At 49.3% G+C, this 14,499-nt stretch carries 14 protein-coding genes, 1 tRNA gene and 2 pseudogenes; 6 read left to right on the plus strand and 11 right to left on the minus strand.

The window, feature by feature from the left end; all coding sequences use genetic code 11:
* Nucleotides 1–10 precede the first annotated feature (10 nt).
* The 3 genes and pseudogenes from pyrF to ribH form a co-directional block, all read right to left on the minus strand.
* On the minus strand, nucleotides 11–697 hold the full coding sequence (pyrF, locus tag Q0600_RS00770) for an orotidine-5'-phosphate decarboxylase (RefSeq protein ID WP_366517527.1): 687 nt from the start codon (nucleotides 695–697) through the stop codon (nucleotides 11–13).
* A gap of 644 nt (nucleotides 698–1,341) precedes the next feature.
* Nucleotides 1,342–1,716, minus strand: a pseudogene (nusB, locus tag Q0600_RS00775) (transcription antitermination factor NusB); the annotation flags it as partial.
* Between the two features lies 1 nt (nucleotide 1,717).
* The gene (gene ribH / locus Q0600_RS00780; protein WP_298063905.1) at nucleotides 1,718–2,188 is read right to left on the minus strand and encodes a 6,7-dimethyl-8-ribityllumazine synthase; all 471 of its coding nucleotides are present in this window, start codon (nucleotides 2,186–2,188) and stop codon (nucleotides 1,718–1,720) included.
* 623 nt (nucleotides 2,189–2,811) lie between these two features.
* Between ribH and sodB the strand changes: the two genes are divergently transcribed.
* Nucleotides 2,812–3,435 carry a superoxide dismutase [Fe] gene (gene sodB / locus Q0600_RS00785; protein WP_298755743.1) on the plus strand — a complete coding sequence of 208 codons (624 nt, stop codon included), beginning with the start codon at nucleotides 2,812–2,814 and terminating at the stop codon, nucleotides 3,433–3,435.
* 303 nt (nucleotides 3,436–3,738) lie between these two features.
* On the opposite strand, the gene Q0600_RS00790 is transcribed toward sodB, so the two are convergent.
* The 5 genes from Q0600_RS00790 to serS form a co-directional block, all read right to left on the minus strand.
* Nucleotides 3,739–4,320, minus strand: coding sequence for a LysE family translocator (locus tag Q0600_RS00790; protein WP_298755746.1), 582 nt, complete (start codon nucleotides 4,318–4,320; stop codon nucleotides 3,739–3,741).
* Between the two features lie 472 nt (nucleotides 4,321–4,792).
* Nucleotides 4,793–6,160: a sodium-dependent transporter gene (locus tag Q0600_RS00795; RefSeq protein ID WP_298755749.1), complete on the minus strand. Its 1,368-nt coding sequence runs from the start codon at nucleotides 6,158–6,160 to the stop codon at nucleotides 4,793–4,795.
* A gap of 9 nt (nucleotides 6,161–6,169) precedes the next feature.
* Nucleotides 6,170–7,378: a ribosome silencing factor gene (gene rsfS / locus Q0600_RS00800; RefSeq protein WP_298755752.1), complete on the minus strand. Its 1,209-nt coding sequence runs from the start codon at nucleotides 7,376–7,378 to the stop codon at nucleotides 6,170–6,172.
* On the minus strand, nucleotides 7,375–8,115 hold the full coding sequence (locus tag Q0600_RS00805) for a hypothetical protein (RefSeq protein WP_298755754.1): 741 nt from the start codon (nucleotides 8,113–8,115) through the stop codon (nucleotides 7,375–7,377). The genes rsfS and Q0600_RS00805 overlap by 4 nt, the downstream gene beginning before the upstream one ends.
* Nucleotides 8,116–8,122: 7 nt before the next feature.
* A complete protein-coding gene (gene serS / locus Q0600_RS00810) occupies nucleotides 8,123–9,373 on the minus strand; it encodes a serine--tRNA ligase (RefSeq protein ID WP_298755757.1) in 1,251 nt (416 codons plus the stop codon).
* Nucleotides 9,374–9,513: 140 nt separating this feature from the next.
* On the opposite strand from serS, the gene Q0600_RS00815 reads away from it, so the two are divergent.
* Entirely contained in the window at nucleotides 9,514–10,263 is a 750-nt protein-coding gene (locus tag Q0600_RS00815) for a DUF4198 domain-containing protein (protein WP_298755760.1), read from the plus strand.
* Between the two features lie 142 nt (nucleotides 10,264–10,405).
* Here the strand turns inward: Q0600_RS00815 and Q0600_RS10530 are convergent.
* Nucleotides 10,406–10,480, minus strand: a pseudogene (locus tag Q0600_RS10530) (hypothetical protein); the annotation flags it as partial.
* A 498-nt stretch (nucleotides 10,481–10,978) separates the two neighbouring features.
* On the opposite strand from Q0600_RS10530, the gene cbiM reads away from it, so the two are divergent.
* From cbiM to Q0600_RS00840, 4 genes are read left to right on the plus strand one after another with little or no spacing between them, the layout of a single operon-like run.
* Nucleotides 10,979–11,578: a cobalt transporter CbiM gene (gene cbiM, locus Q0600_RS00825; RefSeq protein ID WP_298755766.1), complete on the plus strand. Its 600-nt coding sequence runs from the start codon at nucleotides 10,979–10,981 to the stop codon at nucleotides 11,576–11,578.
* The gene (locus tag Q0600_RS00830; RefSeq protein ID WP_298755768.1) at nucleotides 11,575–12,216 is read left to right on the plus strand and encodes a hypothetical protein; all 642 of its coding nucleotides are present in this window, start codon (nucleotides 11,575–11,577) and stop codon (nucleotides 12,214–12,216) included. Before cbiM ends, Q0600_RS00830 begins: the two co-directional genes overlap by 4 nt.
* Complete coding sequence (locus Q0600_RS00835; protein ID WP_298755771.1) at nucleotides 12,213–12,860, plus strand: energy-coupling factor transporter transmembrane component T; 648 nt, start codon at nucleotides 12,213–12,215, stop codon at nucleotides 12,858–12,860. The genes Q0600_RS00830 and Q0600_RS00835 overlap by 4 nt, the downstream gene beginning before the upstream one ends.
* Entirely contained in the window at nucleotides 12,857–13,633 is a 777-nt protein-coding gene (locus Q0600_RS00840; RefSeq protein ID WP_298755774.1) for an ABC transporter ATP-binding protein, read from the plus strand. Before Q0600_RS00835 ends, Q0600_RS00840 begins: the two co-directional genes overlap by 4 nt.
* Before the next feature lie 55 nt (nucleotides 13,634–13,688).
* On the opposite strand, the gene Q0600_RS00845 is transcribed toward Q0600_RS00840, so the two are convergent.
* Both Q0600_RS00845 and Q0600_RS00850 read right to left on the minus strand, forming a co-directional pair.
* Nucleotides 13,689–13,765 (minus strand) — tRNA-Glu (locus tag Q0600_RS00845).
* A gap of 247 nt (nucleotides 13,766–14,012) precedes the next feature.
* Nucleotides 14,013–14,450: a PH domain-containing protein gene (locus Q0600_RS00850; protein ID WP_297916904.1), complete on the minus strand. Its 438-nt coding sequence runs from the start codon at nucleotides 14,448–14,450 to the stop codon at nucleotides 14,013–14,015.
* Nucleotides 14,451–14,499 lie beyond the last annotated feature (49 nt).

Raw genomic sequence — 14,499 nt, forward strand, 5'->3', positions numbered from 1 at the left:
AGTTTTGGCGTTAAATTTGATCCAAAATTCGCTCGCAAATTTCGCGCGGATCGGCGCTTTGATAGATCGGGCGACCGACTACGATAAAGTCCGCTCCTGCCTCGCGCGCTACGCTCAGATCCGCCACCCGCTTTTGATCCCCCACGCTCTCACCAAATGGCCGCACGCCAGGGCAGAGCGTGATAAAATTTGCGCTTGTGGCATCCTTTATCAGGCGGCTCTCGTAAGCAGAGCAGACCATGCCGTCAAGCCCCGCTTCGTAGCTCATCACGCTAAATTTGCGCACGGCGTCGCTTAAATTTTGCTCGTAAACCGCGCTAAATTCCGCCTGATCAAAGCTCGTTAGCGCAGAGACTGCGAGCACCAGCGGACGTGAACCAAGCTTGTTTAACCGCTGCATCACCGTAGCCATCGCGCGTTTGCCGCTACTTGCGTGCACGTTTATCATATCTACGCCGAGCCTGGCGATCTCCTCGGCAGCGTCATCCATCGTGTTTGGGATGTCGTAGAGCTTTAGATCGAGGAAAATTTTAAAATTTCCGAGCTTTTTTAGCTCCCTCACAAAGCCCGCTCCGTCGCGCAAATAAGCTCTCAAGCCCACCTTGAGCCAAATTTTATCCGAAAAGTCCGCAAGCTGCTCCGCCAGCTGTAAACACTCCTGCTTCGAGCCCAGATCAAGCGCGACGCAGAGCTTCACCGTTTATCCTTGCCGCGCACTGCGCCTTTGCTGCCTGCTGGTTTTTTTGAGACGGTGCCTCTGCCGTCCGCAGATTTTTTCGGCGCGATAGAGCTTTTGCGCCCAGCCCTACTTTTCGGCGCAATATTTTTACCCGCAGCGCCCTTTTTTGGTGCTGTACTTTTGCCGACTCTGAAATTTCTATCCGCGCCCTCTTTTTTCGGCGCGGCGTCTTTGCCTCGTTCGCCTGCCTTAAAATTTTTACCTAGCTCGCCCGTTTTGAAATTTTTGCCCGTTTTCTCCGTCTTAAATTTATCTCCGGCCTTAAAATTTCCCTCCGTTTTAAATTTTTTGCTTGCGACGGATTTTTTGGCGGGCGCGTTGCGAGTTTTCAAATTAGCGGACTTTTTAGATGGCCTGCTTCTGCTTGGCGTAGAATTTTTCGGCGCGCCGCTCCGCTTTGCCTTAGTAAAATTTTTCGTCTCGCCGTCCGTGTCTGTAGGGATGAAATTTTTCGCCGCAACGTTGCTGTCTGAAATAGCGGAGCTTTTCGCCGCAGTGGGCTTGGAATTTTCGCTTGTCGCCGTGGATAGCTCGGAATTCACGCTTGCTGTTGTATTCGGCTTGGAAATTTTATCCGCCGCGATGTTTACGGGGCTATCTTTTAGCGCGTCCAGCACGCCGTTTATAAATCTTGGCGAGATGCCAAGCTCTTTAGCGGAGTTGATCGCTTCGTTTATGACGATGCCCGCGTCCGTGTCCGTAAAGCGCAACTCATACGCCCCGAGCCGCAGTATCGCGCGCTCCAGAGCCGAAATTTCGGCGAGCTTGAATTCCTTTAAATTTTCATCTATCAGCGCATCGACCGCGGCGAGATTTTCGCTAGCGCCGCGTAGAAGCGCCAGCGTCCAGTTGCGCTGCTCGTTGCGAATGCGCTTTTCCTCCAGATATTCGTCCGCAAAGTCCTCGCCGCCGCCGTTCATATCTTGGGAGTAAAGCAGCGAGATCGCAGCGAGCCTGGCTTGGTGTCTGGTAGCCATTTTAAGCCTTTATGTTGCGAAATAGACTTAGAAGCTCGATCGCGCCACTCATCGCTTCAAAGCCCTTGTTGCCGGCCTTTGAGCCTGCTCGCTCGATCGCCTGCTCGATATTATCGGTAGTCAGCACGCCGAAAGTCACGGGCGCGCCGTATTTTAGCATGGTGTTTGCGATACCCTTGCTTACCTCGGCGCTTACGTAGTCAAAATGCGGAGTAGAGCCGCGGATCACCGCGCCTAGGCAGACGACGGCGTCGTAGAGTTTGGAAGCTAGCGCCTTTTCAAGCGCGAGCGGGATCTCAAAAGCGCCCGGAACAAGCATCAGGCTCAAATTTTCCTCCTTGCCGCCGTGACGCAAAAACGCATCGTGCGCCCCCTCGACTAGGCGATCGGTAATGATGTGGTTGAAGCGGGCGTTGATGATTAGGATCTTTTCGCTGCCCTTAAGAGCAAGCGAGCCTTCGATGATTTTCATGGTTTTCCTTTGCGTTAAATTTAGCGCTAAGCTTAGCTAAATTCGCCAAAATTCTAAATTAATTTCAGCATCGCGGCGCTTGAAATTATGAGAAATAACAGGCGCTTTGCGCGCCAAAAATTTATCGCAGCGGACGAATACACCCGGCATCACGGCGCCGATCGTGCCGATGCCTGTGCATAAGCTTAGCGTGAATATGAAAAATATGCGAAGTAGGCTAATCTCCGAGCCCTCTTTTAGTGCGACTATCGTTTAGAGTGAAGCGATAAAAGCGTGCCGAGGCCCGTGTATAGGACGTATGTGAGTGTCGCACTATGTATTTAAAAGCAGGCATAAATATAAAAAGCTCGCAATTACGCAGATGACGGTGAGCAGCGATTCGTGCGTACTAGCAGCGTGCTTAAGTCCGTAAGCCCAGCCGCACTCAAAAAGCGCTCCGATGAGGAGAAGAACAAAGCTTTTGGTTATTCAAAACCGCCTAAATTTTAAATTTAAAGCACGATTATATTAGGAGCGAGCTAGATTGAAATTCATCTTAAAATTAATCCTAAATAATAAATTTTATTATTCGTTTAGAAATTTTAGGCTATAATCGCTTTAAAATTCATTTCAAGGAGAGAAAGATGTTTAAACTTAGAGAGTTGCCGTTCGATGCGGCGCACAACGCGGTAGTAAGCAAGCAAACCTGTGATTATCACCACGGCAAGCACCACGCGACCTATGTGGCAAATTTAAATAAATTTACCGAATCAGGCGAGTTTGCGGGCAAGGGGCTTTACGAGATCGTAATGGCTGCTAGCGGCGGGCTTTTTAACAACGCCGCGCAGGTTTACAACCACGATTTTTACTGGGATTGCATCGCAAAACCTAGCGAGGCTTCCGCGGAGCTAAAATCGGCGCTGGCAGAAAATTTCGCGGATTTTAAAAGCGAGTTTTTGGCTGCTGCTACGGCGCATTTCGGCTCGGGTTGGGTGTGGCTTGCTTACGATCCGAAATCGGGCAAGCTTTGCATCAAAGCGACCCAAAATGCCGCCACGCCGGTGACCGAGGGGCTCGTACCACTTCTAGTCGTGGACGTTTGGGAGCACGCGTATTACATCGATGAGCACAATGCGCGCCCGAAATATCTGGAGAAATTCTACGCAGGCATCAACTGGGAGTTCGTCTCAAGCGCCTACGAATGGGCGAAAAAAGAGGGTCTCGGCTCTGTGAAATTTTACATCGACGAGCTTCACGGCAGAGATTAAATTTTAAAATTTAAGCGGATGCGACGAGGCGATGCTACATAAAGCAAAACCGCCTAAACGCGCCGCCGTTTCGCTGCGGATAAGAATCATGCCCGCAAATTCCTTAGGCGCACTGTAGGCTAACCCTGGACGATAACCGCCGCGGCGCTTGGTGCACGCCACCGATCGCTTAAAATTTTAATTCAGAGCTAGCGGCTAAATTTTAAAGGCTTTCTTGAGATTTAGCCGCAGCAATACCGCTTTTCAATCTATCTTTTAAATTTAAAATTTCATCAAAACTCGGGCGCCAAGCCCAATCAAAATTTAGCCTAAAATCATCCATAGTCCGATCGCGCACATCAGCACCGAGCAGAAAATTTCGAGGTATTTCAGATGGGTTTTCAGCAGATTTTTTAGCACCGCTCCGCCCAGCGCGTAGATGCTAAGACAGATGCTTTCGCTGGCGCACAGCGTGGCGACAAGGGCAAATGTGCGCGCGCCGAAAAGATTGTCCGCGTCCAAAAATGGCGGAAAGAGCGCGGTAAAAAATATCCACGCCTTGGGGTTTGAGACCGCGACTACGAGACCTTGGAAGAAGATATTTTCGCTGCGCTTCTGTTTTTGCAGCTTGAAATTTCCGCGCGCTAAAAAGGTCGCGACGCCCAGATAGAAGATATACGCGCCGCCTAAAATTTTAATCGCGCTAAGCGCTGCAGGGTGCGCAAGCAGAATGCCCGCGACGCCGAATATGCACGCAAGCGCCACGGCCGCGACGCCCAGCACCTGCGCCAGCAGTGCAGGCAGCGCCCTAAGATAGCCGCGCGAGATGCCGAGATTTAGCGCGTAGGTCATGTTGATGCCCGGCATCAGCGATATCGGAAAGATCGTAAAGAAAAACAGAAGCATTGAAAACTCCTAAATTGCGGCTAAATTTTAAATTTTATCTCTCGCGATACGGCGCCGCTGCGATAGATTTTAAAATTCTAAAATTTAACGCGCTGCGCTGAGGCGAATAAAATTTTAAAATTCCGCCGCGCCGCACCCAAACTTTTCTTGGGGCGGGAAGGGGCCCCGGTTGCGAGGTCGCACTTCTCGCAGAGACGGCGCTGCTTCTGCAGCACCGTATTGCTCTGCTCGCCCACAAACTCAACCCAATTCCCGACGACACTTTACAAGGGGCAGGACGCAGTTGCGCTAAATTTATATTACAACTACGCCGCAGCGTACCGCACCGCGTAAAAACTCACGCCGCAGCGTATGTAACGGAGCGAATGAAATTTTAAAATTCTATTACGCCTTGGCATAAAATATATTGCGGCGAAGTGAGCCGCGCCAGCCGTGGACAAATTTAAATTTTAAAACTCTCGCGGCTTTAAATTTAGCCGAAAATCCCGTATCCGAAGATCACCGCGATGATGAGCGGCAGGATAAATTTGACATATAAAAACCAAACTCCCGCGAGTCTTGCGCCCAGATCGCCTTCGTTAGTGAGCTCGTAGATCGCGTCCTTTTTTAGCACCCAGCCCACGTAGATGCAGCACAGAAGCGCCGTTAGCACGAAAAATACGTTCGCGCTTACGAAGTCGAAGGCGTCGAAAACCGAGCGCCCCAGAATTTTAACGTCCGCAAGCACGCTGCTTGAGAGTATGCAGGGTAGGTTGCCGAGCACGAAGACGCCGCCGAGCGTTAAATTTACCGCCTTTAGCGTCGAAAAGCCGAAGCGCTCCTCGACGAAATTTATGATGACCTGATAGATCGTGATCGACGTCGTAAGCGCGGCGATGAGCAAAATCGAGAGAAAGACCACCGCGACGGCGTTGCCGAAGGGCATGTGCGAAAACGCGATCGGCAAGCTCTTAAAAACTAACGACGAGCCGCTGCTCGGCTCAAGCCCCGCGCTAAAGAGCGACGGGAAGATCATAAAGCCCGCAAGCACGGCGATGAGTGTGTTTACGACTGCGGTGATGGTGGCTGTTTGCATCAGCTTCTCGTCTTTGTTTAAAAAGCTCGACAGCGTGATCATCACGCCGAAACCGAGCGAGAGCGCGAAAAAGACCTGACCCAAAACGTCGATCAAAAGCTTGGGCGTGATCTTTGCAAAATCGACGCCGAGATAAAATTTCACGCCCTCCTTTGCGCCTTCTAGCGTTAAATTTGTAAGAATTACGGCGATGAAGCACAAAAATAGCGCGGGCATTAGAAATTTTACGAATTTTTCGATTCCTTCGATGATGCCGTTTTTCAAAATGTACCAGTTGATCGCTATGAAAACGAGCGTGTAAGCTCCGACACCGAGCGGGCTATTTTCGATGTGATCTGCGTAGAATTTCTGCGTAAATGCGGGATCGGTGATTCGCGCGGAGAGGTCGAAGTTGCCGCTTACGATGTTTACGATATAGGTTAGCACCCAGCCGCCGAGGACCATATAATAGGCTAAAATTCCAAACGCGCCGATTACGCCCATGATGCCTACGATCTTCCATGCGGGCTTTATGCGTGAGCCATCCTTTTTAGGCGCTACGAAGGCATCGACGCAGTTTCTTAGCGCACGGCGTCCGATGACGTTTTCTACCAAGATCATCGGGATTCCAAGCACGATCATCGCGATGCAAAATATGAGCACGTAGGCGCCACCACCATTTTCGCCGACTAAATACGGAAACCTCCACGTGCAACCAAAGCCGATCGTGGCGCCTGCGACGGTTAAAATATATGTGAGCTTGCTGCTCCAGGTCTGTCTCGGCACGCCCCCTCCTTAAAATTGCTCTTTTTTGAGCTTGTCGAGGAAGTCCTCGATATTGTATTTGGCGCGGTATGTCTCGCTTATGAGATGGACTATGATGTCGCCGAGATCGACGACGCTCCATTCATCGCCGCTTTCGATAGCCAAAAACTCCTCGCCGAGTGGCTTAAGCACGTTTTTTAGCTCCTCGATAAGCGAGGCTGCGTGGCGGGAGGTTAGCGTAGTGGCGATAACTACGAGCTTTGCGATGTATTCGCGCTCACTCATATCGATGATCTGGACATCTTCGGCTTTCTTTTCGTTTAAAATTTCGGCGATCCGCTCCGCCCTTTGCTTTGGATCTTGCATATCTTTCCTTTTATAAAATTTTATGACCTCTGCTGCGATCTTGGGCGGGATTTCGCCTTTGAAATCTCGCCTAAAACCGCTTGAGCTCGCATCCACGGCAACCTCGATCCGCCTTAAGCTCGCCCACTGCCGCGGGATCTCGTAGCCGGGCCTCGTAAGCACGACAAACTCCGCTAGTCTTTGCAGCTCGCTAAAGTCGCGCCATTTGTGAAGCTCCGATAGGTTGTCGGCGCCTACGACGATGTAGAGCTTTGGTGCGGTGTCTGCGCCGCTCGCATCGCTTGCGTAATCCGCGTAATTTGAACCGTTTACGTCGCCGCTTATAATTTTACCTGCGCCTGGAATTTTGCTCGCAACGGCATTTGAAATTTTGCCTGTGACGGCGCTTGAAATTCTGCCTGCATCTGAAATTTCGTTCCGCCCAGCATTCAGAATTTTGCTCGCGCTCGAAATTTTATCCCCGACGGAGTTTGAAATTTCTCTCATGACGGCGCCGGACGCTCTGCTTGAAGCAGCGCTTGAAATTTTATCCGCGCTTTGGGTTTCACTCGCCGCGGCTGCCATTTCCGCCGCGATTTTGCCGTTTCCGCCGTATTTTTCGAGCAGAAATTTCACGCTTTGTATCGTGGGTACCGGGCGGTTTTGCGAAATTTCATAATCGCTTACCTCCACGCCCGGGGCGTCGTTCCACAGCGCGCGGCACCATCTAAGCCGCAGTTGCGGAGGCGCCGAAAAGCTCTTTTTAAACGGGTTTAGAAACGACGGCATTATGATCAGCAAGTCGGGCTTCAGGCTAGATAAAATCGCCTTCATCGCGGCGTCGTGTCCTGCGTGCGGCGGATCGAAACTGCCGCCGAAAAGCGCGATCTTCACGCGCCCGCTCCGCGCCGCTCCGCGCCGCGAAATTTCTCGCCCTTTGCCACAAATTCCGCGCCGTAAAATCTTGCGCGGCGCAATCTTACTTTATGAAATTTTACGCCGCAAAATTCCACTTCGCCGAATTTTATTGCAAAAAATCCCGCGTTTTGCGGCGCGATAAATTTAAAAGGCGCAGCGGCGTAAAGGCTAGGACTGCGTCGTAGCCCTTTTGCGGCGGCAAATTTTAAAAGCGCGCCATCGCGGAATTTCACCCCGCCGAATTTCGCTACGTTAAATTTCGTTTTAAGCTCTAAATTTGGCGTCTGGAACTTCATCTCGTGAAATTTCGCGCCGTGAAATTTCGCCGTATAAAATTTCGCAGTGCGAGTTAAAAAACCCGTTTCGTGCAATCTAGCTTTGTAAAATTTGACGCTGCGTGTCCTAAATTTTGATTTGCAGAATTCCGTGCCGCGAAAGTTTGTTCCTAAAAAATTCGTCCCGCAGGTCGCAAATTTCGCGCCATCAAATTTCTCGTCGTGAAATTTAAAATGCGGGTGCCGTGATTGCCAAATTTGTTGCGTATGACGAAGCGTTTCATTGCAAAATTTAAAACCGCGAAGCGCGGCATCGCGTGCTTCAGGCTCTGCGCCGTAAGGATAAAATTTAATGCTACGCTTTCTAAATTTTACCGCGCAAAATCCAGCGGATGCAAAGCGGGCGTTAGAATTTGGATTTTTGTAAGGCTTTTGCACGGGCCGCCTACATATATTTTTCTAAAACGCGCGGAATTTCGATGCTGCCGTCCTTGCGCTGGTAGTTTTCCATCACCGCGATTAGCGTGCGGCCGACCGCGAGCGAGGAGCCGTTTAACGTGTGAACGAGGCTGTTTTTCTTGCCGTCTTTGAAGCGGATCTTGGCTCTGCGCGCCTGGAAATCGCGACAGTTGCTGATCGAGCTGATCTCTCTGTATTGGTTTTGCCCCGGTAGCCAAACCTCCAAATCCACGGTCTTTGCGGCGCTAAAGCCAAGATCGCCGCTGCAAAGTAGCATATGCCTGTGCGGAAGGCCTAGGCTAGCTAGCAGATCGCTCGCGCACGAAATCATCTCCTCAAGCATCTTTGCGCTATCTTCGGGGCGCGTGATAGCGACGAGTTCGACCTTTTCGAACTGGTGCTGGCGGATCATGCCGCGCGTATCGCGCCCCGCCGAGCCCGCCTCCTTGCGAAAGCAGTGGCTGTAGCTGGTGAGCTTGATCGGCAGCTCCTCGCTGCGTAAAATTTCATCGTTAAAGAGATTCGTCGCCGTAACCTCGCTCGTAGGGATGAGGTAGAGGTTTTGCTCCTCGTCGTCAACGCGGTAGAGGTCGTCTTTAAATTTAGGCAGCTGGCCCGTGCCGTAGAGGATCTGATCGCGCACCAAAAACGGCATATTTACGAGCTCGAAACCGCGCGAGTTATTAAATTCGATCATGTAATTGATGAGAGCCATATTCAGCTTTGCGCCAAGACCTCGGATCGCTGTGAAGCGGCTGCCGCTGAGTTTGACGCCGCGCTCGAAATCAAGCCATCCCAGCGCCTCGCCGAGCTCGAAGTGCTGCTTGGGCGCGAAGTCGAACGTGTGCGGCTCAAGCACCTTTTTGATACAGACGTTTTCGTTCTCGTCCGCACCGATCGGCACGTCGTCGTCGATGATATTCGGTACGCACGCAGCGATCGCTTCTAAGCTTTGCTCACGCTCGTTTACGAGCTCGCTTAGGCTTTGGATCTTTTGCTTGTTTTCCTCAAGCTGAGATTTTAGCGCGCCTACGTCCTTGTCCTCGCGCACAGCGAGGCCAAGCTCCTTGCTCTTTGCATTTTGCACGGCTTGGAGGTTTTCAAGATCGCTCTTTTTAGATTTTAGCTCGTTGTAGGCATCTAGCAGCGTTTGCAGGGTTTGCGGCGGGACTTTTTTGGCGATGAGTTTTTTATTAAATTCATCGAAATTCGTCTCGATAAGTTTTAAATTTATCATTTTCTGCCTCTTTTTGGTAATTTAAATTGCAACATTTTAACCAAAGTTTGCTTTAAATACTCAAAATAAACCCACATTTAAGCAATACGGATGAAAAAAAGTGATACAATTCCGTAATATTTTATTATGAAAGGTATTACATGAAGGCAAAATTTGCTTTTTTAGGAATCATCGCGGCTAGCCTTGCGTTCGCACATTTCGGCGTTCTTACAACGGATAAAAATGTCGTAGAGGATCAAAAAGATGCTACTTTAAAGCTAAATTTGGAATTCTCCCATCCGTTTTTACAGGAGTCTATGAATCTACAAAAGCCCGCAGAATTCGGCGTTTTTATTGATAGTGAGAAAAAATCGCTCCTAGGCAGCCTAAAAGAGCAAAAAAAAGGCGAAAATTCCTATTTTGCGGCGGAATTTAAAGCTGACAAGCCATCGCTTTTGGCGTTTTATTTTGATCCAAAATCCTATGCCGAGCCGGCTGAACAGAAGATGATCCGCCATATCACCAAAACCTACGTCGATGCTTACGACGCGGGCGAAGGCTGGGATAAGCCGCTCGGGCTAGAGGCGGAGATCGTGCCGCTCGTGCGCCCTTATGCGCTGTATGCGGGAGAGATATTTAGCGGAGTTTTTTTACTGCACGGAAAGCCCGTCCCGGGCGCGGACGTGGAGATCGAGCTATATAACGATAAGGGCTACAAAGCCCCTAGCGAGGCGCATGTCACGCAGGTCGTTAAAACCAACGGCGCGGGCGAGTTTAGCTTCGTGATGCCGGTTGCCGGCTGGTGGGGCTTTGCGGCTCTTAGCGAGGAGGAAGCCGCCAAAGGAAGCGAGCAGCCCGTAAATGAGCTGGGGGCCGTGCTTTGGATCAAGGCGGACGAGCTGAAAAAATAGCGGAGCGACTCGGTGAGATCTCTTTTTTCGGACGAAATTTGCGCGGCTGCGGATAAATTTAAATTTGCGTTTGAGCGGAGTTTTGAAATTTTATTTTCGTACGTTTTGCTTGGCGATGTAAAATTTCCATCGAATTCTGCAGTTAAAATTTTAAATGGCAAAATTCCGCCGAGTAAAATTTTAAGTAACGAAGCTCTGCTGCGTAAAATTTTGCTCGACGGAAATCCGCTCTTAGGAGCTTCGAGCCGTAAAATTTTACATCCGTGGATTTATGAGCGTAAAATACCCGCGCGCAAAATTTCGTTTTTTGAAATTTTTAAAACCCCGGCTTTTAAAATTTCGCAAGCTCTGTTTTACCGCGGGAGCGTTGCACCGAGATCGATCGGAGCTTTAAATTTTGCGTTGCAAAATCCGCTCGCTGCTCCCGCAAATACGGAAATTAAAATTTATTGCGCCATGCGAGCCTTAAAATTTATTAAATTTACTGGTTCCGCAAGCAGCTCCGAGACCGCTCCGAGTCTTGCGCTGACAGCCACCGCAGATAGGACGCAAGCCGCGAGTTTTACAGCCGCAAATTTTGCCGCGATTAAAGCCGTAAAAGCAAGACCTGTAGCAATCAAAGCGATTATCGCAAAGGTCGAAAAGCTATTAAATTTAACCACTTTGTGTGTTTTTGCACATCTGAAAAACGAGGGCTATTTAAAGGAGGCGAGCCGTGCACATTAGCGAAGGAGTTTTGAGCGCGCCCGTGCTGCTCGCAGGCTGGACGGTTACGGCGCCTGCGGTAGCGGCGATTTTATGGCGCGTAAGGCAGTCTGAAATCCCTAGGATCGCATGTTTTAGCGCGCTATTTTTCGTCGCCTCTTTCGTGCACCTGCCTGTGGGCGTCAGCTCCATGCACCTGATGCTAAGCGGGCTCGTAGGCGCGTTTTTGGGCTCGCGCGCGATCTTGGCGATTTTCGTCGCGCTATTTTTGCAAGGGGTATTTTTCGGCTTCGGAGGGCTTAGTGTGCTAGGCGTAAATACCGCAGTCATCGGCTTTCCGGCAGTTTTGGGCAGACTCTTTGCCGCCGCCGCAAAAGCGCAAGAGCTAAAAGTACGCACGCAAAAAATTTATCTGTTTTTGGCGGGTTTCGTGCCGATCGTCTGCTCGATGCTGCTTCTTGATCTCGTGCTTTTCATTAGCGGGCGGGAGTTTTTTGCTATCGCGACGCTCATCTCGCTCGAAGGCGCAATCTTAGCTGTTTTGGAAGGGATCATCACCCTTTTTGCGCTTAGCTTTATTGCGAAATTTTACGGCGGACAGAGGCGATGAGAGCGCTATTTTTCTTAACGGTTTTGATCTCCTTCGCATTTTCGCATGCGCTTCATCTTTTCGCGACGCAAGAGGGCGATAGAGTGGCAATTTATAGCTATTTTTATAAAAATTCTCCCTGCATGGAGTGCGAAGTTTTAATCAGTGCGGACGGGCGCGAAATTGTGCGCACTAGGACCGATAAAGAGGGACTTGCGAGCATACGAATACCCGCTAAAAATTTTACTATTCAAATTTATGGAGGCGCGGGACACGGCGCACAGATGGAATTTAGCGCCGAGGACTTTACGCCGCAGGATTCCGGTGATCCTGAAAATTCCACGCCGCAAAATTCTGACGTTTCTAAAAATCCTGTGCCGCAAAATTTGAACGCCGCTAAAAATTCCGCGTTCGAAGGCAGTGCGTCCGAAAATATCGCACCGAAAGGCAGTATGCCTAAAAATAAAATTTCAAGTGTTTCCGAGCCTTTGGAAAATTCCGCCTCGCAAAGCATCTTGCCGAAAGAAAGCCCTAAGAGTGATATTAGGAGCCTGGCGTTTCAAAGCCAGTCCGCCGAGGCGCCTAAAATCGCGCTTTGTTTGGCCTTGATTTTCGGCTTTTTTGGCTTAATGTGGCTAGCGAAAAGAGCGCGCAAATGAGCCCTGCCGTATCACTGCTCGCGTTTTTCATCTTCAGCTTTGGCGTCGGACTTAGCGAGCAGCTTTACGCGGCGTTTTTTGCCCCGCCGCTACTTCTTTTTGCGCTTAAAATTTCGATTGCGCGCGCGGTCTGCACAAGGCTTGCGGTATTAAATATCTTTGCGATTTTAAGCGCGTTAAGCCCCGCTATAGTCGGCAACTACGAGCTTGCGGGCGTGATATTTTTGCGCGCGAATTTGATAATGGCGTTTGCAATTTTGCTATTTTACGGCAAGGACGAATATTTTTTCGCGCGCGGATTTTACGGGCTCGGGCTCGGCGAAAAGCTAAGCGCTTTGGTGTATTGCTGTGGGCGATTCGTAAATTTTTTACGCTCGGATCTGGCGAGGCTGCAAGCACTTTTGCGCATGCGCGGATTTGTAGGGACGAGCGGAATTTTCACTTATAAAATTTATGCGAATTTGATCGGGATTTTAGCGATTTCGGCACTTGAGCAAGCAAGGAATTTAAGCATGGTAATGAGTGCGCGAGGGTTTTGCGGTAGGCTATTTTACGAACGTCGCGATGGCTTGAGCGTCTCGGAGGCCTCGTTTTTGGCGTTCGTGCTGGCATGCGTATCTGTTAAAATCGGAGCTATCTTATGAGCTGTTCGCTTAAGGCGCTGGATTTAAGCGCCAAAAATGGCGAGCGAGAAATTTTTCGCGGCGTAAATTTGAGCGTAGGGCATAAGGAAAAAGTGGCGATCTTGGGCGCGAACGGGCAGGGTAAGACGAGCCTGCTTCAAATTTTAGGCGGCCTAAGGCAATGGGGCGAGGGCAAGATCGAGCTTTTCGGCGAGAAGCTTGAGTGTGCGGAGGATTTTGTAAAATTTCGCCACGAGATCGGGTTTTTATTTCAAAACAGCGACGATCAATTTTTGTGCGCGAGCGTGTTTGAGGACGTCGCATTTAGCCTGCGTGCGCAAAATGAGCGGTTAAAACGAGCACGAAATGTGGAGCAAAGGCGTGGAATTTTTTCTAAATTTTTTGGTCGTAAGGCGGAAATTTTAAGGCAGGGCAGCGAAAACGACCATCTAAAAAAGCTTGAAATTTTAGGTGAAGAGCAGATCGAGCGCAAGGCGCTGGAGACGCTGCGACGCTTGGGAATCGAACATCTACGCGAGCGGGTGCCCTTTCATCTAAGCGGCGGCGAGAAAAAGCTAGTGGCGCTTGCGGGCGCGCTGGTATGCGAGCCTAGGATACTGCTACTGGACGAGCCTACGACGGCACTTGATGAGGCGATGCAGGAGCGCGTGGCGGGGATTTTGGCGGAGCTTGACGTAAGCGAAATCATCGTCTCGCACGATAAAAGCTTCATCGATAAAATCGCAGATAAAATTTATTATTTAAAATCTGACGGGCTGTATGAAAGTCCATGATAAAATCATAGATAAATTTACCGTTTAAAATCAAGAGGCTTGTATAAGTCCATAATGGCGACCCTTGCGGGATTTGAACCACGCGTTTTCGCACTGAGAATGCAACGTCCTGAGCCACTAGACGAAAAGGTCAAGAAGCCACATTATAGCGACAAAAACAAAATTTTAGATAAAATACTAAATGTGGTGTCTTAATATGACGATAAGTTTTTTTAGAATTTTAAAGAACGACACAGTGCTTATTGAGCTACGTTATTTAGATTAAAATTTAAAGTGCGATGGATATAATTTTAATTTTAGTCAATCGCACTTATTTTTGAGATAAATTTGGGATGTAAAATTTTATGATTTGACTGAAATTTTATATGCAAGACGGAGATTAGCCTATCTTTTCCATCGCTTTGTTTTTAAATGCTACGGGATTGGTGATATACGGGAAGCTAACCGCCGTTCCGCCGGTGCCTCGTACCACTACGGTACCGCAGCCGAAAATTCGCCCGAGGACACCTTGCGCCACAGATAGGCTCTCGATTTTCTCGTATTTCAGCTCTACGGTGTCGCGGCTGACAAAGCCTGCTTTACCGATTATACGCTGATTTGTAATGGCAAGCTCGTTTGTTTTAAAAACAATCAATCCTTTAAGCAACGCCAGTATAAAAACTCCAAATAATATGACAAAAATTTCGTAATCACCTTTGCTAAATATAAGCAATGCAATGATTAAAAAAACAATAGCGGGAATGAAAACTGCCCAGTGAATTTTAGCTTTCGCAACTATCTCTTCGCCTTTTAGAAGGTTAGACTCTATATAACCCATGAAATTATCCTTTAAAAGAAATTAGGATTTGAATTATACCCCCCCCCCC

This window comes from uncultured Campylobacter sp. (assembly GCF_938041645.1).
Classification (GTDB): Bacteria; Campylobacterota; Campylobacteria; order Campylobacterales; family Campylobacteraceae; genus Campylobacter_B.

Bases quoted from the DNA above. Each gene is read 5' to 3' on its own strand.
- sodB (WP_298755743.1), top strand. From the start codon at position 2,812: ATGTTTAAACTTAGAGAGTTGCCGTTCGATGCGGCGCACAACGCGGTA.
- Q0600_RS00790 (WP_298755746.1), bottom strand. From the start codon at position 4,320: ATGCTTCTGTTTTTCTTTACGATCTTTCCGATATCGCTGATGCCGGGC.
- Q0600_RS00840 (WP_298755774.1), top strand. From the start codon at position 12,857: ATGAGCTGTTCGCTTAAGGCGCTGGATTTAAGCGCCAAAAATGGCGAG.
- serS (WP_298755757.1), bottom strand. From the start codon at position 9,373: ATGATAAATTTAAAACTTATCGAGACGAATTTCGATGAATTTAATAAA.
- Q0600_RS00815 (WP_298755760.1), top strand. From the start codon at position 9,514: ATGAAGGCAAAATTTGCTTTTTTAGGAATCATCGCGGCTAGCCTTGCG.
- Q0600_RS00830 (WP_298755768.1), top strand. From the start codon at position 11,575: ATGAGAGCGCTATTTTTCTTAACGGTTTTGATCTCCTTCGCATTTTCG.
- Q0600_RS00850 (WP_297916904.1), bottom strand. From the start codon at position 14,450: ATGGGTTATATAGAGTCTAACCTTCTAAAAGGCGAAGAGATAGTTGCG.
- Q0600_RS00835 (WP_298755771.1), top strand. From the start codon at position 12,213: ATGAGCCCTGCCGTATCACTGCTCGCGTTTTTCATCTTCAGCTTTGGC.
- ribH (WP_298063905.1), bottom strand. From the start codon at position 2,188: ATGAAAATCATCGAAGGCTCGCTTGCTCTTAAGGGCAGCGAAAAGATC.